The organism is Pedococcus sp. NPDC057267, from assembly GCF_042668795.1.
Taxonomy (GTDB): Bacteria; Actinomycetota; Actinomycetes; order Actinomycetales; family Dermatophilaceae; genus Pedococcus.
Map to the genome: position 1 here is coordinate 1 of NZ_JBHUYG010000030.1, position 23,557 is coordinate 23,557.

The following is a 23,557-nucleotide window of genomic DNA, read 5'->3' on the forward strand; positions in this document are numbered from 1 at the left end:
GGTCCGTCGGGACCCGACCCGGTCGACGGCGACTGAGCACCGCACCGGCGCGGGCCGGTGCGGCCAGTGCGGTCCGGCTCAGGGGAGCTTGCCCGGGTCAGGGGAGCTTGCCCGGGTCAGGCGGGCTCGCCCGGCTCAGGCGGGCTTGACCGCCAGGACCGGGCAGGGCGCCTCGAGCAGCACGCGCTGCGCCGTCGACCCCAGGATGAGCTTGCCGACCGGCGTGCGGTGACGCAGCCCGATGACCAGCACGGAGGCGTCGACCTCTCGCGCCACGGCGAGCAGCGCCTCGGCGGGGTCGCTGCCCTCCTCGACCCGGCGCACGCTCGCGTCGAGGCCGAGCTCGGCGAGGTCGCGGCCGACCCGCGCGAGCTGGTCGTCGGGCGCCCGGTGGGCGTCGGCGAGTACGTCGTCGCGCGACATGTTGACCACGAGCAGCGGCTCGTGCCGCCGCCGGGCCTCCTGGGCCGCGTGCGAGAGCGCCGCCTCGCCGAACGCGTTGGGGACGTACCCCGTGAGCACCGTCATCGTTCCTCCTCAGCCGGCCCAGCCGGGTTCGCTGCCGCCACGGCCGGACTGCGCCACTGCTGCCCGGACACCGGCCGGTCGCCCCGACCGGTCAGCGTCGACGTCCGCCGGGTTCGTGTCCGCCTCGGCGGAGCCGCCGCCGCTGCCGTCGCCGCCACCGGGACGGTCGTCGCCGTGCCCGCCGCGACCGCGGCGCAGCAGCGCACCGATCAGCGGCCACGCGAGGGCGAGCACGATGAGGACGTAGCAGACCCACGCCACCGGTCCGCCGACGAGACCGGAGATGTCGCCACCGGTGAGCTGGAGCGACTGCCGGCCCTTGCGCTCGACGAGCGGGCCGAGGATGACGCCCACGATGAGCGGCAGCACCGGGAGCCCGAACCGACGCATCGCGAACCCGAGCAGGCCCAGCACGAGCAGCAGCCACAGGTCGAACGGCTGGCTGTTCACGGCATACGCACCCATGGACGCGAAGAACAGGATGCCCGCGTAGAGGTAGGGCCGCGGGATCTGCAGCAGCTTGGCCCAGGCCGGGGCGAGGGGCAGGTTGAGCAGCAGCAGCATCGTGTTGCCGATGAACAGGCTGGCGATGAGCGCCCAGACCAGCGCCGGCTCCTTGGTGAGCAGGAGCGGTCCCGGCTCGATGCCCCAGCCCTGGAGCGCCGCGAGCATGATCGCGGCCGTGGCGTTGGTCGGCAGGCCGAGGGCCAGCATCGGCACGAGCGTGCCGGCTGCAGAGGCGTTGTTGGCCGCCTCCGGGCCGGCGACGCCCTCGATGGCGCCCCTGCCGAACTCCTCCGGGTGCCTGGAGAGCTTCTTCTCGGCCGTGTAGGACAGCAGCGTCGGGATCTCCGCGCCGCCGGCCGGCATGGCGCCGAACGGGAAGCCGAGGACGGTGCCGCGCAGCCACGGCTTCCACGAGCGGGACCAGTCGCTGCGTCCCATCCACGGCCGGCCGACGGGGATGACCTCGCCCGCCTTGCGCCGCAGGTGCGCGGCGACCCACAGGGCCTCGCCGACCGCGAAGATGCCCACGGCCACGACGACGACGTCGATGCCGTCCGCGAGCTGCGGCAGGCCGCCGGTGAGGCGCTGCTGGCCGGTGACGAAGTCGATGCCGACGACCCCGATGGTCAGGCCGAGCAGTAGCGAGGCGAGGCCCCGGACCCGCGAGGCGCCCAGCACCGCCGTGACACCCGTGAAGGTGAGCAGGATGATCGCGAGGTACTCCGGCGCGCCGAGGCTGATCGCGAACTTCGCCACCTGCGGCATGAGGAAGACGATCCCCAGCGTGCCGATGGTGCCCGCGATGAACGAGCCGATGGCCGAGGTCGCGAGCGCCTGGGCGGCGCGACCCGCCTTGGCCATCTTGTTGCCCTCGATCGCGGTCACGACCGAGGCCGACTCGCCCGGGGTGTTGAGCAGGATCGAGGTCGTCGACCCGCCGTACATGCCGCCGTAGAAGATGCCGGCGAACAGGATCAGGCCCTCGACGGGCTGCAGCCCGTAGGTGATCGGCAGGAGCAGGGCGACCGTCATGGCCGGCCCGATGCCCGGCAGGACGCCGACGGCGGTGCCGACGGTGACCCCGAGCAGCGCGATGAGGAGGTTCATCGGCGACAGGACGTCGCCGAAGCCCCCGAGGAGGCTCAGGAGGTTGTCCATCAGAGGATTCCCTGGAGCATGCCGGCGGGCAGGTTGACCCCGAGCCCGATCGCGAACGCGTAGAACGTGGTGAGCGACAGGGCCAGCCCCGCGGCGAGGCCCCGGACGTGGTGGCGGTTGCCGAGGGCGAAGGCCGAGCCCGCGAAGAGCAGGGCCCCGCTGATCACCCAGCCGAGCGGCTCGATGAGCAGGGCGTTGACGGCGAAGGCTGCGACGAGCAGGCCGATGGTGCGCCAGTCGACGCTGGTCGACAGGTCGACGTCCTCACCCTCCTCCGCCTCACCGGCGCCGCCACGGGCGACGTCGACGGCGTAGAAGACGGCGACGACGAGCAGCAGCACCCCGAGCAGGATCGGCATGGGCTTGGGGCCCACCGGGTCGTTGCTGCTGGACACGTGGCCGATCCGGCTGGCGTCGAACAGGACGTAGGCGCCCAGCAGGGCAAGGCCCGCGCACAGCCCGTACTGTGCGCGGTCCCTGACCTGCGGGCGGCCCGAGGTGGGCTGGGTCATGCCAGGCCGAGCTGCTGGAGGATGCCGGCCACGTCCTGGTCCTGCTGCTTGAGGAACGTGCTGAACTCGTCACCGGTCTGGAAGGCGTCGGTCCAGCCGCGCTTCTTCTCCTCGTCCTTCCACGCCTGCGAGTCGTGCATCTTCGTCAGCGCGTCGGTCCAGGCCTTCTTGTCGGCGTCGGAGATGCCGGGGGGTGCCACGATGCCGCGCCAGTTGGTGAAGACCAGGTCGATGCCCTGCTCCTTGAGCGTCTTGACGTCCTTGAGCGCCTCGATCGGCTTGTCGCTCGTCACCGCGAGCACCCGCACGTCGCCGGCCTCGACCTGGTCGAGGAACTCGCCGAAGCCGCTGGCGCCGAACGCGATCTTGTTGCCGAGCAGCGCCGGCAGGAGCTCACCGCCACCGTCGTAGGAGACGTAGCTGACCTGCTTGGGGTCGATGCCGACGGCCTTCGCCAGCTGCATCGGCAGCAGGTGGTCGGGGCCGCCCGGGGAGGAGCCGCCGCCGACGGCGACCTTCTTCGGGTCGGCCTTCCACGCGGCGACGAGCTGGTTGATGTCCTTGTACGGGGAGTCCTTGGGCACGACGATCGCGCCGGCCTCCTCGATCAGCTTGGCGATCGGCGTGGTCTCCGCGAGCGTCGCCTTGGACTTCTGGGTGTATGCCGCGCCGACGACGCCCAGCCCCATCTGCATGGCGAGCTTGCCGTTGCCCTTCTCGTTCACGACGCGCTGCAGTCCGACGGTGCCGCCGGCGCCGGGCAGGTTGAACACCTGGACGGAACCGGTGATCTTCTGGGCCTCCATGACCTTGGCCGCGGTCCGGGCGGTCGTGTCGTACCCGCCGCCGGGGCTGTTCGGGACCATGAGCTGCAGGCCCGTCGCGGGCTTGCCGCCGTCGGAGGAGGCCGAGGCGGTGCCCTTGGCGGCCGTGGCGCCGCAGGCGCTGAGCAGCAGGGCGGCCGCGGCGGTGGCCGCCGCGAGGACGGTCGTGGGACGGGCTCTCATCGTTGAGACCTTTCGTCGTGCGGGACGTTGCGGGGGGAGACTTCCGCTCGCGGGGAGGCGAGCGCCATGATCGTGGCGGCCACCTCCCCGGCCCGTCCCCCTTCTGTCAGCAGTGAAGGTTGAGTTCATAGTGTTCGTACGCCGGCGCCGGCGGCCCACCCTGGCCGGCCAGCTGCTCGTCCTGCAGCTGGCGGTGGTCGTCGTGGTGCTCGTGCTCGTCGGTGCAGTGTCCCTCGCGCAGTCCGAGGCGACGTTCCGCGGGGTCGAGGGGCGCCGGGTCAGCGCGCTGGCCGAGCAGCTCGGGGGCAACCCGCTCGTCCGGACCAACCTCGCCACGCCGTCCACCCGCACCGGTCTCGCCACGCTGGGGCAGTCCGTGGTGACGCAGTCCCGGGTGACGTCGGTGACCTTCGCCGACGCCGACGAGGACGTCCGGACCTCGACCGACCCCTCACTGGAGGGTGGCCGGATCCCGTTGCCGCGCAAGGCCGTCGCCGACGGAGCGAGCTGGTCCGGCACGCTCGAGCTGTTCGGGCAGCGGCAGATCGTGAGCCAGGTGCCGGTCTTCAGCGTGGCGGACGGGCACGTCGGCGAGCACCTCGGCACGGTGATGATCACCGAGGCGTTCCCGTCCGCGTGGCAGCGGCTGCGCGGGGCCTCGTCGTACCTGCTCACCTACCTCGGCACGGCGCTCATCGTCGGCCTGGTCGGGTCGTGGTTGCTGGCGCAGCGGATCAAGCGGCAGACCCTCGGCATGGAGCCGGAGGAGATCACCGGCCTCGTCGAGCACCGCGAGGCCCTCCTCTACGGCATCGCCGAGGGCGTCGTGGCCCTCGACCCGCAGGGCCGGATCACGCTCGTCAACGACGTGGCCCGCAAGCTGCTCGACCTGCCCGAGCACGCCACCGGGCTGAGCCTCACCGACCTGCGGATCACCGGACGCCTGCTGACGGTGCTCACCGGCGACGGCGAGGCCACCGACGAGGTGGTCGTACGCCGCGGCCGGGTGCTGGTCATGAACCGGATGAGCGTCGACAAGGACGGCCGCCACCTCGGCACCGTCACCACGCTGCGCGACCGGACCGCCCTCGCCGCCCTCGAGCGCGAGCTCGGGTCGTTCCGCAGCAGCACCCAGCTGCTGCGGGCGCAGCGGCACGAGTTCGCGAACCAGCTCCACACGATCAGCGGCCTCATCCAGATCGGCGAGTACGACGAGGTGGTGCGCTACGTCGACGCGGTCAGCGAGCGCCGGCACTCCCTCGACCTCTCCGTCAACAGCCGGGTCCGCGACCCCGCCGTCGGGGTGCTCCTCATGGCCAAGGCGTCGATCGCCGCCGAGCGGCGGGTCGACCTGCGGATCAGCGACGACACCTCGCTGGACCGGCTCGACACCGAGGACTCCGCCGACGTCGCGACGGTGGTGGGCAACCTCGTCGACAACGCGATCGACGCGGCCGCCGGCAGCGCCGGCTCGTGGGTGGAGGTCGGCATCGCCCACGACAGGACCACGGTGCGGGTCACGGTCCGCGACTCGGGGCCCGGCGTCACGGACGACGTCGCCGACTCCGTCTTCGAGCAGGGCGTCACGAGCAAGACCGACGGCGAGGGCGAGCACGGGATCGGCCTGGCCCTGACCCGGCTGGTGTGCCGTCGCCGCGGTGGCGAGGCGGAGTTCCACAACACCGCCGACGGCGCGGTCTTCACCGCCCACCTCACGGTCACGCCCGTCCCCGAGGCGGTGTCCCGGTGAGCGGCCCGACGCCCACCCGCATCACCGACGCGGTGGCGGACGACGGCATACGCGTCCTCATCGTCGACGACGACTTCATGGTGGCGCGCGTGCACACCGGGTTCGTGGAGAAGGTCGAGGGCTTCGAGGTGGTCGGTGTCGCGCACACCGCGGCGGACGCCCTCACCCAGGTCTCCGAGCACCGGCCCGACCTCGTGCTGCTCGACATGTACCTGCCCGACCGGTTCGGCCTCGACGTCCTCGGCGAGCTGCGCCGGGCGGGCAGCGACTGCGACGTCATCGTCATCACCGCGGCCCGCGAGCTCGACGCCGTGCGCGGGGCGATCCAGCGCGGCGTGGTCGACTACGTGCTCAAGCCGTTCGGCTTCCAGGACCTGCGCGAGCGCCTCGAGCGGTATGCCGCGCAGCGCCAGCTCCTGCGCGGCGCCGACGAGGTCGACGGCCAGGCCGAGATCGACCGGGTCCTCGCCCGCGCCGGATCGGGGTCGACCGTGCTGCCCAAGGGCCTCAGCCCCGAGACGGTGGCCGTCGTCGCCGACGCGCTGCGGACCGCCGACGGCACCCTGTCCGCGACCGAGGCGGCCGAGGCGGTGGGCATCTCGCGGGTGAGCGCCCGGCGCTACCTGGAGTACTTCGTCAGCACCGGCCGGGCGGAGGTCTCCCTGCGCTACGGCACCACCGGCCGCCCGGAACGGCGCTACCGCCGTGCCTGAGGCGCCGGACCGAGCGCCCGGTCCCGGGCCCCGCCCCACGTCGTCCGCGGACGCGGCCGCCCGGTCCGCGGCGTCCGCCAACGCCCCCGCCGCCCGGCACGCGCTCGACGTGCTCACCCTGCTCGCGCGGCACACCGAGCCCCTGCCCGCCGGGGCGATCGCGCGGGACCTGGGACTCCCGCGATCGACGACCTACCACCTGCTGGCCGTGCTGCGGGACGCCGGCTTCGTCACCCACCTGCCCGAGGACCGGCGCTACGGGCTGGGCGTCGCGGCCTTCGAGCTCGGGTCGGCCTACCAGCGGCAGGCGCCGCTGCAGCGCATCGCCCGCCCGCTCCTCGGCCGGCTCGTGGACGCGACGACCCACAACGCGCACCTGGCGGTGCTGCACGGCCGCGACGTCCTCTACGTCATCGAGGAGCGCGCCCCCGGGCGACCCCTGCTCGTCACCGACGTCGGGGTGCGGCTGCCGGCCACCCTCACGGCCAGCGGCCTGGCCATGCTGGCCGAGCTGCCCGCCGCGCAGGTCCGGGCCCTCTTCCCGCACCGGGACACCCTCGTCCAGCGCGACGGGCGCGGGCCCGCGAGCGTCACCGAGCTGCGCCGCGAGCTCGCCGCCGTCCGCGCCCGGGGGTACGCCACGGAGGACGGCTCGGTCAGCCCCGGCCTCGCGTCGGTGGCGCGGGCCGTCCTCGACCACACCGGCCACCCCGTCGCCGGCATCGCGGTCACCTTCCCCCGGGACGAGGTCGACGCGGCCGAGCAGGAGCGCCTCGTCGCGGCCGTGACCCGCACCGCGGCCGCGTTGACGGCCAGGATCCGCGGGGTCCGCTGACCGCAGCGGGCGACCACCGCAACGCTCCCCTGCTCCCCTGCCCCCGGGGGGACAACACCCTCGCCCCGCGGCCTGGGTCCGGCTGCAGCGGAGCGGGCCGCGGCGCCGTCGACCCCGTCCTCCCGGACCCGACGGCGCGTCGCCTCCGTTGCCGCCGAGTTCCCAGACTCGTTTGCCACACTGGCGCCCGACGACGAAGGCAGGACATGACGACGACGCATGGATTGAGGCCGACCCCGTGGCCGCGGCGTGTCGCCGCCGGCGGTGTGACGCTGCTCCTGGCTGCCGCCGCGGCCGGGTGCAGTGGTCGCGGCGCCGCAGAGGGCCCGCACCCCGCACAGCCGCAGGCGCGGGTGCTCGCCGCCGGGCCCCCGGCACCCCGGCCCGTCACCACGACCGCCGCACCTCGACCCCCGGCCTTCGCCCCGGTCGTGACCGACCGCATCCCCACTCCGAGCGTGACCCTCCCCCTGTCCGCGGTGGTGCCCGGGACGACCAACATGCAGCCGGCCGCAGCGGACGCCTTCGCGCGGGCGTTCGCGGCAGCCCGGGCGGCGGGGCTCGACCCGCAGATCCGGTCCGCGTGGCGCAGCGCCGCCTTCCAGCAGGTCCTCTTCGACCGGGCCGTCGCGCGGTACGGGTCGGTGCAGGCAGCCTCGAACTGGGTCCTGCCGCCGTCGCGGTCGGCCCACGTGAAGGGCTACGCCGTCGACGTGCACCCGCAGGCCGTCGCGGCCTGGCTCGAGGTGCACGGGGCCGCCTTCGGCATCTGCCGCACCTACGCCAACGAGTGGTGGCACTTCGAGTACCTCGCCACGTCCACCTGCCCGCCCAGGCTGCCGACCGCCGCCGGCTGACCCCACAATGGCCGGGTGCCCGACACCCCCGTGACCGCCGTCGTTCTGTGCGGGGGCACGGGGCGGCGCTTCGGCGGCGACAAGACCCGCGCCGACCTCGGCGGCGCCACCGTCCTGGACCGGCTGCTCGACGGCCTGCCCGGCGGCTGGCCGGTCCTGTGCGTCGGCGAACGCCGCCCGACGACGCGCGAGGTCACCTGGCTGCGTGAGGACCCGCCCGGCGGCGGCCCCGTCGCCGCGCTGGCCGCCGCCCTCCCCCACGTCACGACGCCCGTCCTCGTCGCGCTCGGTGGTGACATGCCGTATGCCGCGCCCGCGGCACCCGCCCTCGCCGGCCGCCTCGGGGCGGCCGGCCGGCAGGGGGCCGGCGAGCGAGCCACGGGCGAGCGCGGCGCCGGCAGGGACGGTGACCGCGAGCACGGCGCCGGCGGGCCCGGCGCCGGCTGCCCGCCCGAGGTGGTGGCCGCCCGGGACGCCGGCGGGCGGGTGCAGCCCCTCCTCGCGGCATACCTCGTGGACGCCCTGCGCGCGGCGGTCCCGACGCCGGCGGCGGGAGCCCCGCTCATGCGGCTGCTGGACCGGCTGCGGGTCGAGGCGGTCGAGGTCGCGGACCCGGCGGCGCTCGACATCGACACCCCGGGCGACCTCGAACGGGCGCGTCATAGGCTCGAGCCGTGAAGGCCATCACCATCCCCCAGCCCGGAGACGCAGACGCCCTCGTCCTCGACGAGGTGCCCGACCCACAGCCTGCGGCGGGTGAGGTCCGGGTGCGGGTCGCCGCGGCCGGGGTCAACCGCGCGGACGTCATGCAGCGGATGGGCCACTACCCGCCGCCGCCCGGCGCGCCGGAGTACCCCGGGCTGGAGGTGAGCGGCACCATCGACGCGGTCGGCGACGGCGTCGAGGGCTGGTCGGTCGGCGACCAGGTGTGCGCGCTGCTGTCGGGCGGCGGCTATGCCGAGCTGGTGTGCGTGCCGGCCGGGCAGCTGCTGCCCGTCCCTGCGGGGCTGTCGCTCGAGGACGCGGCGGCCCTGCCGGAGGTCGTGAGCACCGTCTGGTCCAACGTCTTCATGACCGCCAACCTGCTGCCCGGCCAGACCCTGCTCGTCCACGGCGGGTCGTCCGGGATCGGCACCATGGCCATCCAGCTCGCCCGCGAGGTCGGCGCGCACGTCGCCGTCACCGCCGGCACGGCCGAGAAGCTCGAGGCCTGTCGCGAGCTCGGCGCTGAGGTGCTCGTGAACTACCGCGAGGAGGACTTCGTCGAGCGGGTGCGGGCGGCGACCGGCGGGGCCGGGGCCGACGTCGTGCTCGACAACATGGGCGCGAAGTACCTGGCCCGCAACGTCGAGGTCCTCGCCCCCAACGGCCGGCTCGTCGTCATCGGCCTGCAGGGCGGCCGGACGGCCGAGCTCGACCTCGGCATGCTCCTGGCCAAGCGGGGTGCCGTCATCGCCACCTCGCTGCGCGCACGCCCGGCGAGCGAGAAGGCCACCATCGTCGCTGCCGTGCGCGAGCACGTCTGGCCGCTCGTCGAGGCCGGACGCGTGCGCCCGGTCGTCCATGCGCGGTTCGCGCTCGCGGACGCGGCAGCCGCCCACCGAGCCCTCGAGGAGAGCGGCCACATCGGCAAGATCCTGCTGACCACCTGACCACCTGACCACCTGACCACCTGACCCGCTGACCCCCTGACGACACCGCCCCCGCCCCGCGGGGCCATCCCCGCTCGTCTGTGCACACACCTGCGTGCCACTGCGCAGTGAGCGGATCCATGCGCAGTGGGACGGGCGTCTGTGCGCAGACGAGCGATCCGTGCCTGCGGCGCGCGGACGGACGTCTGTGCGCAGACGAGCGATCCGTGCGTGCCGTGGCGGCGGGTATCCTTGGGGTAGCAAAGGGTTCCTGTGCGTCTTGGAGGCGGGTGCGGCGCACGCCCGTTTCGGCGTGCCCTCGCCCCGCACAGAACGAGAACCCGTGTCACCGATCGCCTCCTACCGCCGCCTGTTCTCGGTGGCCGGTCCCGCCTACGTCGTCACCGCCTTCCTCGCGCGCCTGCCGCTGGCCATGAGCCAGATGGGCGCCCTCCTGCTCGTGTCACGCACGACCGGTTCGTATGCCGCGGGCGGCCTGGCCGCCGGCACGCTCGCCGTCGTGAGCGCGGTCGCCTCGCCGCTGGCCGCCGCGGTCGCGGACCGGGTCGGGCAGCGGCCCGTCCTGCTCGTGCAGTCGGTCCTCGCCGGGCTCGGGCTGCTGGCCCTCGTCGCGCTCGCCGCAGCCGGGCGACCCGCGGCCGTCCTCGTCACCGCAGCCGGCGTGACCGGTGCGTTCCTGCCCCAGGTCGGGCCGATGGCCCGGGTCCGGTGGCGGCCGCTGACCGCCGGGCAGGGGAGCCTCCAGCCGCGACTGGTGTCGACCGCCTTCTCGTACGAGGGCGCCGCCGACGAGGCGTCGTTCGTCCTCGGCCCGGCGCTGCTGGGGGTGCTCGTGTCGGTCGCCGCGCCGGGCGCCGGGCTCGTGCTGGCGGCGGTGCTGCTGCTCGTCTTCGGGACCGCGTTCGCCCTGCACGACTCCGCGCGCCTCACCCACGCGGTCCGTGCGGCCGCCGGCGTCCGCAGCCGCCTGTGGACCGTCCCCCTCGGCATCCTGCTGCTCGCCCAGCTCCTCATCGGCACCGTCTTCGGCTCGGTGCAGACCGGCACGGCCGTCCTCGCGACGAGCGCCGGCCACCCCGGCAGCGCGGGTCTCGTGCACGCCCTGCTGGGCGTGGGCAGCGTGGCCGCCGGCGTCGCCCTCGCGGCGGTGCCCGAGCGGGTGGCGCTCACGACCCGGCTGCTCGTCGCGGCCGGGGGCCTGCTCGTGCTGTCGCTGCCGCTGCTGCTCGTGGGCTCGCTGGGCTCGCTCGTGGCGGTCGTGCTGCTGCTCGGCTTCGTCGTCGCCCCCTACATGATCACCACCTTCACCCTCGGCGAGCGCGTGGCACCCCCGACCCGCGTCGGGTCCGCCATGACGCTGCTGGCCGCCTCGACCGGGCTCGGCTACGCGCTGGGGTCCGCCGTCGCCGGGCGGCTGGCCGACGACTCGGGGCACCGGGCCGCGTTCGCCGTGGCGGTGACCGCGACGGCCGCCGCCCTGGTCGTGGCCCTCGTGTCGCGGCTCGTGCTCCGCCGGTTCGACCGGGCCGGCCACGGTGCGTCGGTGCCGGCCGCACCGGACACCGTCCGCGAGCCGGTCGGGAACGCCCACCTTGCGGCCGACGCCGTGCCACGCTGAGCGGCATGAGCGTGCTCGCCACCGTGCTGGTGGCCCTGGTGGCCATGATCCACGTGTACATCGTGGTGCTGGAGATGGCCCTGTGGACGACCCCGCGCGGCCGTGCGGCGTTCAGCCTGACGCCCGAGTTCGCCGAGGCGACCCGCACGCTGGCGGGCAACCAGGGCCTCTACAACGGCTTCCTCGCGGCCGGACTCGTCTGGAGCCTGGTGGGGCCGGAGCACCTGCGGTTCGGGTTCGCCGTCTTCTTCCTGCTCTGCGTGGTGGTGGCCGGGGGGTACGGCGCGGCAACCGCGAGCCGGCGCATCCTGCTCGTCCAGGCGCTGCCGGGCGCGCTGGCGCTGGCCGCCGTCCTGCTCGCCGGCTGACCGTCGCGTCATGGGACTGTGGGCCGACCTGGGACTTCCCACGGCGCACGCCGGCCCGGGGCGGCGCGCCCTGCACCGGCTCGTCGCGAGTGCGCCGGGAGCTCGGGTGGCGAGCCGGGTCGTGGCCCCCCTCGACACCACCGTGCGCCGGCTGACGCGGGGTCGCACGGCCACCGAGGCCCTTGCCGGCGTCCCCACCGTCACGCTCACCACCCATGGCGCCCGCACCGGGCGGGAGCGCCAGAGCCACCTGCTCGCGATCCCCTGCGACGAGGACCTGGCCGTGATCGGATCCAACTATGGCGGCGAGGCCACCCCCGGCTGGGTGCACAACCTGCGCGCCGACCCCGGCGGGGTCCTCACCCACCACGACCGGTCGGTCCCGGTCAGGGCACGGCTGCTCACCGGCAGCGATGCCGAGGCCGTCTGGGACACGGCTGCCGCTGTGTACGCCGGCTACCCGGCATACCGCCGGCGCGCGGCGCACCGCACGATCACGGTCTGGCTCCTCCAGCCCGCCCCGCGCGGCTGAGGCAGGATGGGACGCATGAGCGAGCAGCCGCGACAGGAAGGCCAGACCAGCCCCGACGCCGAGGGCGACCGCGACCCGCACCGCGTGGTCGTCGTGACCCAGGACGGCATGGGCGTCTCCCACCACGAGGAGAACGAGGACGGGCCGACGAACCCGGCCGACCTCGTCGAGCAGCCGGCCAAGGTGATGCGGATCGGCTCGATGATCAAGCAGCTGCTCGAGGAGGTGCGCAACGCCCCGCTCGACGAGGCCGGGCGCGCGCGGCTGGCCGAGATCCACCGGCGCTCGATCAAGGAGCTCGAGGACGGCCTGGCCCCCGAGCTCATCGAGGAGCTCGAGCGGATCGCCCTGCCCTTCAAGGAGGACGAGGCACCGACGGACGCCGAGCTGCGCATCGCCCAGGCCCAGCTCGTCGGCTGGCTCGAGGGGCTCTTCCACGGCATCCAGACCGCGCTGTTCGCCCAGCAGATGGCGGCGCAGCAGCAGCTGGCGCAGATGCGGCGCGCGCTCCCGCCGGGCCAGGCGCCGATGGACGGCGGTCCCGGGATGCCCGGTGGCGCCGGCCTCCACCCGGGCGGCCCCGAGCACCGCGAGAGCGGACCCACGGGGCAGTACCTCTAGCCCGCGGCCGCCCCGGGTTCGCGGGCGATGCGGCGCAGGGGCGAGAGCCACGCGTATGCCGCGGCGAGGACGCCGACCGCGACGATGCTGACCATCGCGCGGCGTACGCCCCACTCGTTGGCCAGGCCGCCCGCGGCGAGCGCACCGACCGTCCAGCCGATGCCCCACGAGAGCATCCGGCCGGCGGTGTTGACCCGGCTGAGCAGGTGCTCGGGCGTGACCTGCTGGCGGTAGGTCAGCGAGTTGATGACGACGAGCTGGTACGCGACGCCCCAGCCGACCATCGCCACGACCGCGACGAGCCACGTGGTCGTCGTGGAGACGACGAGGCCGGCGGCGGCCGACACCGGGATCGCGAGCAGGGTGAGCCGGGCGGTGCCGACCCGGCGCAGCAGCCGGGGCGTCAGCCACGCGGCGAGGATGCCGCCCACGCCCCACATGCTGAAGACGAGGCCGAACCGCCAGCCGCTCGTCCCGACGCCGAGCACCCGGTCGCACCACGGCACGGCGAGCGCCATGAAGCCGGCGCCGGCCAGCGACTGCAGGGCACCGATGACGGTGTTGGACCGCACGCCCGCGTGCCGCCACAGGAACCGCTGTCCGTCGCGGATGTCGGCGAGGACCGACCGGGCGCCGACGGCGAACCCGGCCGACGCCGCCCGCTCACGAGCCGTCGACAGGGCCCGGCCGATGGACCGGACGAGCAGCGCGGAGACGAGGAAGGTCAGCGCGTCCAGCACCAGCAGGTCGGCCGGGTGCAGCACCGCGAGCGCCAGGCCGACCCCCGCAGGGACGCACAGGTCGAGCAGGCCGCCCACGCCCCAGATGGCGGCGTTCGCCTCGCCGACGCGCTCGCGCCCGACCAGCACGGGCAGCGCGCCGAAGTTGGCCCCGTCGAAGAAGGTGAAGAGCGACTGCGCCACGAACCCGGCGACGAGCACGTGGACGACCGTCAGGTGCCCCAGCCACCAGGCGAGCGGCACCGTCCCGATGACGAGGACATTGGCGAGGTCGGCACCCACCATGACCCGCTTGCGGTCGAGCCGGTCGCCGACGACGCCGGAGAACAGCCCGAAGAGCAGGTACGGGAGCGCCTCGAGGGTGGTGGTGAGCGCGGTGAGGCCGGGCGAGCCGCTGATCCGGTAGACGAGGACGGGCATCGCGACGGCCGTGACGAGCGACCCGGTGAGCGAGGTGAGGCGCGCCGTCCAGTACCGGCGGAAGTCCGGGTCGGCGCGGAGCCGGCCGGGGGCGGTGGTCGTCACCCGCACAGTCTGCCCCGGCCAGGCAGGGGGAGGTGGCGCGCTCGGCCGAACGATGACCCGCTCCGGGGCAGACGCTGGTGTCCCGCGGGGAAGGCGGTGACACATCGCGGGCGAGGTGGCGCGGCGCCGGGAAGCGGCGCGGGGAAACCGGCTGTCGGGCGTCGGCGCCCACCGCTACGTTCGGGACCATGACTGACGCGACGAGCGGGGCCGAGGCGGTCCGGCAGCTGGCCGAGGACTTCGACGCCTGGCAGATGGCCACGAACCCGACCTGGGCCCACATGATCGGCGACTACCGCCACGCCGGCCGCTACGAGGACGCGAGCCGGGCCGCGGAGGACGAGCAGGTGGCAGCGGCGCGCGAGTTCGCCCAGCGCGCGCGGGCCATCCCCGACGAGGGCCTCGAGCTGCAGGACCGCATCACCCGCGACATGGTCGCCTTCGACGCCGACAGCCAGGCCGACGTCGCCGCCACGCGCATGGCCGAGCTCAGCGCGAACCCCGTCTTCGGCATCCAGTCCGACCTGCAGGTGACGGTGCCGATGCTGGCCCTGCCGACGGTCGAGGTGGCCGAGGCGATGGTCGACAAGTACCGCGGCATCGGGCGGCACCTGCACGACCTGGCCGAGCGGCACCGTGAGGGCGTCGCAGCCGGACGCACGCCCGCGGCATTCGCCGTCGAGGGGGTCGTCGAGCAGGTCGGCCAGTGGCTGGCGCTCCCGCTCGAGGACGACCCGCTGCTCGTGACGGCCACCGCGCCGGAGGGGCTCGACACCGACGCGTGGCGGGCCGCCCTGCGCGAGGCGGTCGAGCAGGACGTGCGCCCGGGCCTGGCCAGGTACCGCGACGTGCTGCGCGACGAGGTGGCGCCGCACGCCCGCGACGACGAGCACGTCGGCCTCGTGCACCTCCCGGACGGGCCGGCCACGTACGCCACGCTTCTGGCGCACCACACCACGACGTCCCTGTCGGCGCAGGAGATCCACGACCTCGGCCTGGCCCAGATCGAGGCGCTGGACGAGGAGTACCGGCAGCTCGGGCGCGAGGTCTTCGGGCTCGACGACCCGGCCGCCGTCCGCGAGCGCCTGCGTACCGACCCCGACGGCCGCCACACGAGCAGCGAGGACATCGTCGCCGCGTCCGAGTCGGCGTTCGCCAAGGCCCGCGCGGCCATGCCCGAGTGGTTCGACCGGCTGCCGCAGGCCGACTGCGTGGTCCAGGCGACGGAGCACGGGGCTGCGGCCTACTACTACCCGCCGGCCGACGACGGCTCGCGGCCCGGCACGTTCTTCGTCAACACCTCGCCGCCCTCGCGCTGGGGCCGGCACGAGATCGAGGCGCTGGCGTACCACGAGGGCATTCCGGGCCACCACCTCCAGCTCGCGATCGCGGTGGAGCTCACCGACCTCCCCGACTACCGGCGGCACGTCGTCTTCAACGCCTACGCCGAGGGCTGGGGGCTCTACACCGAGCGGCTGTCCGACGAGATGGGCCTGTACTCCGGGCCGCTCGAGCGGCTCGGCATGCTGACGATGGACTCGATGCGCGCCTGCCGCCTCGTCGTCGACACGGGACTGCACGCCCTGGGCTGGAGCCGCCAGCAGGCGGTCGACTACATGGCCGGGCACTGCGCGATGGCGCTCGAGGGCGTCCGCGCGGAGATCGACCGGTACGCCACCTACCCCGGGCAGGCCTGCAGCTACATGGTCGGCCGCCTGGAGCTGCTGCGGATCCGGCGCGAGGCCCAGCAGCGGCAGGGCGACGCCTTCGACATCCGGCAGTTCCACAACGCCGTGCTCGACTCCGGGTCGCTGCCCCTGGCCGTCCTCGACGCGGTGGTGCAGATCCGCCTGCCCTGAGGCACACGGCCCGGGTCACCCAGACCGGGTCACCCGGCCCGGGTCACCCAGCCCGGGTCGCCCGACTGACCTGACCCACACCCCGCCGTGGGTCAGCCGGCCCTCTCCGTGGCAGGTGAGCCGACCGTCACCGCCGCGGGCACCGGGGCGTCCGCGGCGCGGTGCGCCCGCAGGTGCAGGCCGGAGTCGATGAGGGTCTTGAGGACCACGAGCGCGACGGCCGGCAGCACGGCCGTCGAACCGGCGACCGGGCCGGCAGCGTCGACAGTGCCGGCACCGCCCGCGAGGAGGAAGGCGCTCCCGAGGACGACCACGTGCAGCACGACGACCCGCCCGTACGGCTGGGCCATCGCCTGCTGCGGCCCGGTGGTCAGCCGTTCGCCGCGGGCGAACCAGTACACGGCCGTCGCGACGCCGTGGCTCGCGACCAGTGCGAGCAGGACGAGCAGGTAGCCGCCGACGCTTCCCGTGGTCCCGAGCCGGTGCGCGAGCCGCCACGTGAAGATGCCGTGCGCCAGGGTGAACGCGCCGTAGTGGACGCAGAAGAACCCCGCGAAGAACACCCGGGCCACGACCGCCGGGAGCGCGATGGCGGGACCGCCGCCCGCGAACGCAATGGCAGGGGTGCCGCGCCGGGTGGGGGCCAGGGCCCCCAGGGCGGTCGCGATCCTGACGAGCGTCCACACCCCGACCGCCACGTTCTCGAGCCAGAAGACGACGAGCACGTCGCCGGCTCCCCAGCGCCCGGTCGCGACGGCCCACAGCGGGGTCGTGTTCGCGAGCACGAGCACGAGCAGCGTGGCCGAGCGCGCGGCCCGTGGCGGCAGCGTGGCGGCGAGCGACCCCAGGGCCTGCAGCCCCAACAGGCGCAACAACATCGGCGCGTCTCCCCCTGCTCGTCCGGTGTGCGACAGCGCGAGGGTATGCCGGGTGCCTCCCCATCTGCGCCGGTTGCGGCTGGTCCCCGTCCGAACGGCTGAGCCGCGTGGGTCGGCGGAGATCCGCTCAGCCCCTCCTGGTCAGCCGACCTCGGCGGCGGCCGCGCGTCCGGCGGTGCGCCCGCTGAAGATGCACCCGCCGAGGAAGGTCCCCTCCAGCGACCGGTACCCGTGCACGCCCCCGCCGCCGAACCCGGCGACCTCGCCCGCGGCATACAGACCTGGCACCGGTTCCCCCGAGGCGGACAGGACGCGGGCGGAGAGGTCGGTCTCGAGGCCGCCAAGGGTCTTGCGGGTCAGGACGTTGAGGCGGACGGCGACGAGCGGGCCGGCCTCCGGGTCGAGGATCCGGTGCGGGGCGGCGGTGCGGATCAGCTTGTCCCCGCGGTAGTTCCGTGCCCCGCGGATGGCGGTGACCTGGGCGTCCTTGGAGAACGCGTTCTCGACCTGCGCGTCCCGGTCGCGCACCTGGCGCTCGACGTGGGCGAGGTCGAGCGGGGCGTCGGGGGTGAGCCGGTTCATCTTCTCGACGAGCTCGCGCAGCGTGTCGGCCGAGACGAAGTCGGCCCCGCGCTCCAGGAAGGCCTTCACGGGCGCGGGGATGTCGGTGCGCGCCCGGCCGAGGACGCCCTTGACCGACTTGCCGGTGAGGTCGGGGTTCTGCTCGCTGCCGGAGAGGGCGAACTCCTTGCCGAGGATGCGCGTGGTGAGGACGAACCACGAGTGGTCGTGCCCGGTCTGCCTCAGGTGGGCCAGCGTCCCGAGCGTGTCGAAGCCGGGGAAGAACGGCGCCGGGAGGCGGTCACCGTTGCCGTCGAACCACATCGAGCTCGGGCCGGGCAGGATGCGGATGGCGTGGGCGGGCCAGATCGGGTCCCAGTTCGAGATGCCCTCGACGTAGTGCCACATGCGGTCGCGGTTGACCAGGCGCCCGCCGGCCCGCTCGGCGATGGCGAGCATGCGCCCGTCGACGTATGCCGGGACGCCCGTGATCATCCGCTCCGGCGGGGTGCCGAGCCGCTCCGGCCAGTTCGCCCGGACGAGGTCGTGGTTGGCGCCGATCCCGCCGCTGGTGACGACGACCGCCTGTGCGGTGAGCTCGAACTCGCCCACCGCGTCGCGGTTGGTCGGGCGCCCGCGCTCGGCCGGGTCGACGGCGAGCAGGGTGCCGCGCACGCCGGTGACGGCGCCGCCCTCGGTGACGAGCTCGTCGACCTGGTGGCGGTGCCGCAGCTCGACCCGGCCGGTGGCGACGTGCTCGCCGACCCGGCGCAGGAACGGCTCGAGCACGCCCGGGCCGGTGCCCCACGTGATGTGGAACCGCGGCACGGAGTTGCCGTGGCCGGACGCGCTGCCGTCGCCGCGCTCGGCCCAGCCCACGACCGGGAACCAGCGCATCCCCTGCTGGTGCAGCCAGGACCGCTTCTCCCCCCCGGCGAAGTCGCAGTAGGCGCGGGCCCACTGCACCGGCCAGCGGTCCTCATCCTCGAGCCGGTCGAACCCGGCCGAGCCCTGCCAGTCCTGCCACAGCAGCTCGGCGCTGTCCTTGACGCCCATCCGCCGCTGCTCGGGGCTGTCGGCGAACAGCAGCCCGCCGAAGGACCAGAACGCCTGGCCGCCGAGGTTCGCCGCGCTCTCCTGGTCCACGACGAGGACGCGGCGTCCGGCGTCCGCGAGCTCGGCGGTGGCGACGAGGCCGGCGAGGCCGGCCCCCACGACGATGACGTCAGCGTCCATGCCGCCCAACCTACGGCCGGGTAACTCCCGTCGTCACGCGGACGCGGCCACCGTCGATGGCGAACCGGACCTCTCCGAGGTCGGTGACCACGGCGTCGGCGAGCAGGTCCGCCGGGTCGGTCGTCGTCGTGACGGCCAGGGTGGCGCAGCCCGCTGCCCGCGCCGCCTCGAGCCCACCCGGCGCGTCCTCGACGACCAGGCAGTCGGCCGGGTCCACGCCCAGCCGCCGCGCCCCCAGCAGGTAGGGGTCGGGGTGCGGCTTGCCCCGCTCCACGTCGCTCGCCGTGACGACGACCGCCGGGACGGGCAGCCGCGTGGCCGCGATCCGCACCGCGGCCAGCGGCTCGGTGCACGAGGTGACGATCGCGCAGTGCTGCGGGTCGGCGGCTGTGAGCACCTCGAGCGCGTCGAGGGTCCCGGGCAGGACGGTGATGCCGACGGTGTCACCGACCTCGATCTCCTCGATCCGCGCGACGGCGACGTCGACCATCTCCGCCGGCAGCAGCGCCTCCACGACACCCCGGGCCGGCACGCCGTGGAAGCCGGCCAGCCTGCGGGGGTCCACCCCCATCTCGCGCGCCCACTGGACCCAGGACCGGATGACGACCGGGATCGAGTCGATCAGCGTCCCGTCCATGTCGAACAGCACGGCCGCGAAGTCGCGGCCCTCGAACGGGTGCGGGCGCGGCGGCATACCCGCCACCCTAGGTGCCGTCCCCGGTGCCCGCCGGGAGAGCCGGTTACGGTGGTCGGGTGGGCACGCCGGCAGGAAGCGCGCGACGTGGCACCGGTGTGCTCCGGTGGGTCGGTCGCGTGGTGGCGGCACTGGTCGTCTTCGTGGCGTGCAACACCGGCGGGGTGGCGGCGACGACGCTGTTCCCGGTGCACGCCGGCACCCTCAACTACGACGCGACGCTGCGGTTGTCGCTCGACCCGGCGGACATCTCCACCATCACGGCGCCGACGACGTTCGGCAACATCCGGCTGAGGTTCGGCGGCATCGTGCCCGCGCCGGGCGTCCGCGCCGAGGTCCAGGTCAAGGAGCGGATCACCGAGCTGCTCTCCCGCCCCAACATCTCGGTCCGCTCGCTGGAGCCCGGCCCGCTCGAGCTCGAGAAGGCCGCCACCGACGCCGCCACCGGGCTGGCCCTGCGGTTTGCGCTCGGCGCGCTGCTCGTGGCGGCCCTCCTGCTCGGCGGGTATGCCGTGTGGCGGCGGCAGTCTGCTCGCCCCGCCGGGCGTGCGCTCCCCCTGCGCGCCGTGCGGTGGGGCACGGTCGCGACCTGGACGACGTCGTGCCTGGTGACCTTCGCCGTGGTGGCGTGGACGTACCAGCCGGCGCGGCTGGCGACCTTCTCCACCACGGGCATCCTCGGCGCGGTGCAGCGCAACGCGGACCTGCTCGAGGGCGTCGAGACCCGCGCCGAGCAGACGACGCCGTACCTGAAGAACCTGCTGGCCCTGTCGTCCGCGCTGCAGGACAAGTACGCGCCGCAGAACCTCAGCAGTCCGGTGGCGGCGCGGTTCCTGCTCGTCTCCGACATCCACGGCGGCAACCAGTACCCGCTGATGCGCACGATCGTGCAGCGCGAGCGCGTCGACGCCGTCATCGACGCGGGGGACCTGGTCAACTTCGGCACCGCGACCGAGGCGGAGGCGGCCGGGGTGTTCAAGGGCATCGAGTCCCTGGGGGTGCCCTACCTGTTCGTCAAGGGCAACCACGACGCGCGCTCCGACGTGGACCGCGAGCTGCTCGACCGGCTCGCGAAGGTCCCCAACGTCGTCCTGCTCCAGCCGGACGACACGACCTACCGGGTCGAGTCGATCGCCGGCGTGCGGATCGCGGGCTTCAACGACCCGCGCTGGTTCGGGGACGACAACAAGGACAACGCCGCCAAGCAGAAGCCTGCCGCCGATCGGTTCGTCGCGACCATGGCCGACGAACCGGCCCCCGACATCCTGGTGTCGCACGAGCCGGCCGCCGTCGAGGACGTGAAGCGGGCCGGCATACGGGTCAACGGGCACATGCACACCGCGGCCCTGGAGGGGAACCGGATCCAGGTCGGCACGTTCACCGGCGGCGGCCCGTTCAGCCACTTCGTCGCCGAGGGCGGCAACGGCGAGGAGCTCACCGGACAGCCCTCGGCATTCGACATCGCCGCATTCGGCGACGACTGCCGGCTGGCGTCGCTGACGCGCTACCAGTTCCGCAACGTGGTCGAGGGGCGGCCGGCGTACGACGACGTCACGCTCATCAACGGCTCGCGGATCGAGTCCGCCGCGCCGCCGCTGCCGGGCCCCACGCGGTCGACCGGCACCGCGACTTCCACGACGGCCAAGGGGGGGTCAGCGGCTCGCTCGTGCTCGCCCGACCTCGGCCGCACGACCGAGCGCATCACCGCCACGACCCCTGTGACCACGGGCCCCTGACGCCCGCCGCGAGCCGACCCTCCGAAGGGGCGCCCCGTCAGACGCGGGTGAGCCGGCGCAGGGCGTCGAAGCCGTCGTCCGTGCCGCGCCACCGCCGGCGGCACTCCTCGACCCCGACCCGGCGCAGGACCGACCGGAGGGTCCAGAGCACCACCACGACGTCGTCGGCGTACCCGACGACCGGGATGAAGTCCGGCACCAGGTCGAACGGGAGCGCCAGGTAGCCGGCCAGCGCGACGAGCCGCCACCGCACCGACGGCGGCTGCGACCGGTCGGTCACGAGGTCCTTGACGAGGCGGACGAGGTCCGGCAGCAGGCGCACGGACTCGGTCAGCGCGCCCCCGCGGGGGCGCGCGAGGAGCAGCGCGACGACGAGCGCGAGCCACGCCACCGCGAGGGCGACGACGAGCGACACGACCACCTCACGCACGCACCCATCCTCCCAGCGGCGCCGAGAGGGGCGACGACCCGCCCACCGCGCGGTCGTGGCGCATCGCGTGCCCTGCCGCCGTCACCGGGTGCGCGGCACGGCGGCATACGTGTATGCCGTGGCCTCCCCCGGTGCCCGGCAGGTGAGGCGCGCGGCGGGCTGGGTCCCCCGGCGCACGTCGACGACCGTGCGGGCGGGCAGGCCGGCGGCGCCGAGGACCTCGACCTCCCAGGTGTCGGCGGCCGTGGCGGTGACCGTGCCCGGCCGCACGTCTGAGGCGCCGCCAGCCCCGTGGTCGCGAAGGACCGCGGCCAGGGCCGCCTGGACGGGCGGCGGGGCCGTGGAGAACCCGCGCAGGTGCTCGAGGTCGACCTGGCCGGACAGGTGCCGCTCCACCACGGCGACGGCGGAGTCGGGGTCGAGGCCGCCGTAGGTGGTGCCGTCCGGGACCACGAGCAGGTTCGCGGCGAAGCGGTCGCCGCCGATGTGCGAGCACTCCCACGTCCGCCCGGGCCACCGGGCCGCGACGGCGGCGGCCACGGGCCGGCCGCGGACGGCGCAGCAGACGTCGTGCCGGCCGTGGGTGCACACGAGCAGCTGGGGGCCCGGCTCCCCGGCGGCGGGACCGGAGCCCCGGTCGGGGTCCGGGCCGTCGCGCAGGGCGGCGACGGCAGCCTCGAGCTCGTCGGCACCGGACCAGGTGCCCCACTGCTGGCGGCCGTCGGAGTCGACGACGCCCCAGTGCCGGGGGGCACCGGCCGGGCGACGTCCCGGGCGACGGACGAGCACGGCGCGGCCACCCACCGCGAGCGCCGTGCGGTGGACGCTCGTCCCGATCCCGCGTGGCAGGCCGGGGCTGTCGAACGCGGCAGGCAGCCACCCGCCGGGGTGCTCCAGGAGCAGCCAGCGGGTGGCCGGCGCCGCGGTGCCGAGCATGGGGTCACCGCGACGTCGCGCGGACGTCGAGCAGCGGGGAGTGGTCATCCGGGGACGACGACGCCCGTGCGCAGCAGCGTGCGCGTGAGCTCGACGCCCAGCGCGCCGGCGCTCGCCTGCCCGTCCGCGAGGAGGGCCTCGACGGCGGCGAGTTCGCCACCGGCGACGTGCAGCGCGCCCACACGGCTGCGCAGCACCGTGCCGCCGGCCCCACCGGGGGCCGGCTCGAGGGTGGCCCCGACGTGGTCGCGGACCCGCACGACGGTGGACTCGTCGGCGGCGGCGGCCGCCTCCGCCTGGGCCAGCGGGGACAGCGGTGCCGGTCGCTGCGCGGCGCGGGCCGCACCAGCCAGGCCGGCGGCCAGCTCGCTGGCGTCGACCTCGGCGATGGCGTCGAGCAGGGCCCGTCGCACGGCCTCGACGTCGTCGTGGTCCGGGCCGGAGGTCACGAGGTCGGTGCCCACCGCGAGGGCGGACCGCAGCTCCGAGCCGAGCGAGGCGCGGGCGACGGCGGCCCGTACGAGCTGGTCGGCGACGTGCCGTCGCGTCCACGCGTGGACCCCGATGGTGAGGTGGATGCTCGTGCCGCCGAGCGCCGTGGCGGAGTGCAGGTAGCCACGGGGCAGGTACAGGCAGTCGCCAGGGTGGAAGGTCGTCTCGATGAGGGGGTTGGTGCCCGCGGCCGCCTCCTCGACGGCGGCACGGTGGTCGGTCCACGGCTCGTCGCGCAGCGGCAGCGGGTACACCGGCGGCCGGATGCGCCACCGCTTCTCGCCCGCGACCTGCAGGACGAAGACGTCATGGACGTCGTAGTGGTCGCTGAAGCCGGTGTTCTGGGGCGGCGTCACGTAGGCGTTCACCTGCACCGGGTGGCCGAGGGCGGCGGCGAGGGACTGGGAGAACCGGACCACCGGTTCCCACGTCCGGTGCAGGCCCTGCAGGACGAGGGTCGCGCCGTCGGCGAAGTGGGACAGCACGGCGTCGTCGCTGGCCTGGTCGGCGATCGCGGCGCCGATGCCGCCGCCGCGGGTGAAGCTGCGGTCCGGCAGGGTCGTGCCGTTCCTGGCCATGCGCAGGAACGGCGTACGCAGGCCGCGGGTCGAGACGAGCTCGTCCACCGCGGCCGCGGAGAACAGGTCGTCGAAGGGGAGCGGCAGGTCCGCAGCCCGCGTCAGCAGCGGCTCGCGGGACCAGTAGTGGCGCGCGAACTCCTCGGGCTCGACCCCCACGAGGCGCGACAGCACCGGGAGCTCGCCCGCCTGGACGCGCTCCCGGTGCTGGTCGGTCGTCGTCACGACGGTCGG

At 74.7% G+C, this 23,557-nt stretch carries 23 protein-coding genes; 12 read left to right on the forward strand and 11 right to left on the reverse strand.

Going from position 1 to position 23,557, the window contains the following annotated elements; translation table 11 throughout:
- Window positions 1-135: 135 nt before the first annotated feature.
- The 4 genes from ACFUC1_RS08665 to ACFUC1_RS08680 are packed head-to-tail and all read right to left on the reverse strand — an operon-like array spanning window position 136 to window position 3,712.
- Window positions 136-528 (reverse strand): universal stress protein, encoded by a 393-nt coding sequence (locus ACFUC1_RS08665; RefSeq protein ID WP_379118677.1) that lies wholly within the window; start codon window positions 526-528, stop codon window positions 136-138.
- Window positions 529-537: 9 nt separating this feature from the next.
- On the reverse strand, window positions 538-2,193 hold the full coding sequence (locus tag ACFUC1_RS08670; RefSeq protein WP_379118679.1) for a tripartite tricarboxylate transporter permease: 1,656 nt from the start codon (window positions 2,191-2,193) through the stop codon (window positions 538-540).
- Window positions 2,193-2,705, reverse strand: coding sequence for a tripartite tricarboxylate transporter TctB family protein (locus tag ACFUC1_RS08675; protein WP_379118681.1), 513 nt, complete (start codon window positions 2,703-2,705; stop codon window positions 2,193-2,195). The genes ACFUC1_RS08670 and ACFUC1_RS08675 overlap by 1 nt, the downstream gene beginning before the upstream one ends.
- Window positions 2,702-3,712 carry a Bug family tripartite tricarboxylate transporter substrate binding protein gene (locus ACFUC1_RS08680; RefSeq protein WP_379118683.1) on the reverse strand — a complete coding sequence of 337 codons (1,011 nt, stop codon included), beginning with the start codon at window positions 3,710-3,712 and terminating at the stop codon, window positions 2,702-2,704. Before ACFUC1_RS08680 ends, ACFUC1_RS08675 begins: the two co-directional genes overlap by 4 nt.
- A 130-nt stretch (window positions 3,713-3,842) precedes the next feature.
- Between ACFUC1_RS08680 and ACFUC1_RS08685 the strand changes: the two genes are divergently transcribed.
- The 10 genes from ACFUC1_RS08685 to ACFUC1_RS08730 all read left to right on the forward strand — a co-directional run bounded on the left by ACFUC1_RS08685 (window position 3,843) and on the right by ACFUC1_RS08730 (window position 12,658).
- Window positions 3,843-5,462, forward strand: a complete 1,620-nt coding sequence (locus ACFUC1_RS08685) for an ATP-binding protein (RefSeq protein WP_379118685.1) — start codon at window positions 3,843-3,845, stop codon at window positions 5,460-5,462.
- Complete coding sequence (locus tag ACFUC1_RS08690; RefSeq protein WP_379118687.1) at window positions 5,459-6,175, forward strand: response regulator; 717 nt, start codon at window positions 5,459-5,461, stop codon at window positions 6,173-6,175. Before ACFUC1_RS08685 ends, ACFUC1_RS08690 begins: the two co-directional genes overlap by 4 nt.
- Complete coding sequence (locus ACFUC1_RS08695) at window positions 6,168-7,010, forward strand: IclR family transcriptional regulator (protein ID WP_379118689.1); 843 nt, start codon at window positions 6,168-6,170, stop codon at window positions 7,008-7,010. Before ACFUC1_RS08690 ends, ACFUC1_RS08695 begins: the two co-directional genes overlap by 8 nt.
- Before the next feature lie 206 nt (window positions 7,011-7,216).
- Window positions 7,217-7,867, forward strand: a complete 651-nt coding sequence (locus tag ACFUC1_RS08700; RefSeq protein WP_379118692.1) for a D-alanyl-D-alanine carboxypeptidase family protein — start codon at window positions 7,217-7,219, stop codon at window positions 7,865-7,867.
- 15 nt (window positions 7,868-7,882) lie between these two features.
- Entirely contained in the window at window positions 7,883-8,545 is a 663-nt protein-coding gene (locus ACFUC1_RS08705) for a molybdenum cofactor guanylyltransferase (RefSeq protein ID WP_379118695.1), read from the forward strand.
- Entirely contained in the window at window positions 8,542-9,519 is a 978-nt protein-coding gene (locus tag ACFUC1_RS08710) for an NAD(P)H-quinone oxidoreductase (protein WP_379118697.1), read from the forward strand. Before ACFUC1_RS08705 ends, ACFUC1_RS08710 begins: the two co-directional genes overlap by 4 nt.
- Before the next feature lie 322 nt (window positions 9,520-9,841).
- Window positions 9,842-11,137, forward strand: a complete 1,296-nt coding sequence (locus tag ACFUC1_RS08715) for an MFS transporter (protein ID WP_379118699.1) — start codon at window positions 9,842-9,844, stop codon at window positions 11,135-11,137.
- Between the two features lie 5 nt (window positions 11,138-11,142).
- Entirely contained in the window at window positions 11,143-11,505 is a 363-nt protein-coding gene (locus ACFUC1_RS08720) for a DUF1304 domain-containing protein (protein WP_379118701.1), read from the forward strand.
- Between the two features lie 10 nt (window positions 11,506-11,515).
- Window positions 11,516-12,037 (forward strand): nitroreductase/quinone reductase family protein, encoded by a 522-nt coding sequence (locus ACFUC1_RS08725; protein WP_379118703.1) that lies wholly within the window; start codon window positions 11,516-11,518, stop codon window positions 12,035-12,037.
- 15 nt (window positions 12,038-12,052) lie between these two features.
- Entirely contained in the window at window positions 12,053-12,658 is a 606-nt protein-coding gene (locus ACFUC1_RS08730) for a bacterial proteasome activator family protein (RefSeq protein WP_379118705.1), read from the forward strand.
- On the opposite strand, the gene ACFUC1_RS08735 is transcribed toward ACFUC1_RS08730, so the two are convergent.
- Window positions 12,655-13,923 carry an MFS transporter gene (locus tag ACFUC1_RS08735; protein WP_379118707.1) on the reverse strand — a complete coding sequence of 423 codons (1,269 nt, stop codon included), beginning with the start codon at window positions 13,921-13,923 and terminating at the stop codon, window positions 12,655-12,657. The genes ACFUC1_RS08730 and ACFUC1_RS08735 overlap by 4 nt on opposite strands.
- A gap of 188 nt (window positions 13,924-14,111) precedes the next feature.
- Here ACFUC1_RS08735 and ACFUC1_RS08740 point away from each other — a divergent pair, with 188 nt between their 5' ends.
- Window positions 14,112-15,782 (forward strand): DUF885 domain-containing protein, encoded by a 1,671-nt coding sequence (locus tag ACFUC1_RS08740; protein ID WP_379118709.1) that lies wholly within the window; start codon window positions 14,112-14,114, stop codon window positions 15,780-15,782.
- A gap of 92 nt (window positions 15,783-15,874) precedes the next feature.
- On the opposite strand, the gene ACFUC1_RS08745 is transcribed toward ACFUC1_RS08740, so the two are convergent.
- The 3 genes from ACFUC1_RS08745 to ACFUC1_RS08755 all read right to left on the reverse strand — a co-directional run bounded on the left by ACFUC1_RS08745 (window position 15,875) and on the right by ACFUC1_RS08755 (window position 19,151).
- Entirely contained in the window at window positions 15,875-16,660 is a 786-nt protein-coding gene (locus ACFUC1_RS08745; protein ID WP_379118711.1) for a DUF6498-containing protein, read from the reverse strand.
- Window positions 16,661-16,801: 141 nt separating this feature from the next.
- Complete coding sequence (locus ACFUC1_RS08750; protein ID WP_379118713.1) at window positions 16,802-18,457, reverse strand: FAD-binding dehydrogenase; 1,656 nt, start codon at window positions 18,455-18,457, stop codon at window positions 16,802-16,804.
- Between the two features lie 10 nt (window positions 18,458-18,467).
- Window positions 18,468-19,151, reverse strand: a complete 684-nt coding sequence (locus tag ACFUC1_RS08755) for an HAD-IA family hydrolase (protein ID WP_379118715.1) — start codon at window positions 19,149-19,151, stop codon at window positions 18,468-18,470.
- 59 nt (window positions 19,152-19,210) lie between these two features.
- On the opposite strand from ACFUC1_RS08755, the gene ACFUC1_RS08760 reads away from it, so the two are divergent.
- A complete protein-coding gene (locus tag ACFUC1_RS08760) occupies window positions 19,211-20,887 on the forward strand; it encodes a metallophosphoesterase (RefSeq protein ID WP_379118717.1) in 1,677 nt (558 codons plus the stop codon).
- A 37-nt stretch (window positions 20,888-20,924) separates the two neighbouring features.
- Here ACFUC1_RS08760 and ACFUC1_RS08765 read toward each other — a convergent pair whose 3' ends face one another.
- From ACFUC1_RS08765 to ACFUC1_RS08775, 3 genes are all read right to left on the reverse strand, one after another.
- Window positions 20,925-21,317, reverse strand: coding sequence for a YkvA family protein (locus ACFUC1_RS08765; protein ID WP_379118719.1), 393 nt, complete (start codon window positions 21,315-21,317; stop codon window positions 20,925-20,927).
- Between the two features lie 81 nt (window positions 21,318-21,398).
- Window positions 21,399-22,301 carry a sucrase ferredoxin gene (locus ACFUC1_RS08770; protein WP_379118721.1) on the reverse strand — a complete coding sequence of 301 codons (903 nt, stop codon included), beginning with the start codon at window positions 22,299-22,301 and terminating at the stop codon, window positions 21,399-21,401.
- Window positions 22,298-23,548: a cupin domain-containing protein gene (locus ACFUC1_RS08775; RefSeq protein ID WP_379118723.1), complete on the reverse strand. Its 1,251-nt coding sequence runs from the start codon at window positions 23,546-23,548 to the stop codon at window positions 22,298-22,300. Before ACFUC1_RS08775 ends, ACFUC1_RS08770 begins: the two co-directional genes overlap by 4 nt.
- Window positions 23,549-23,557: the final 9 nt, after the last annotated feature.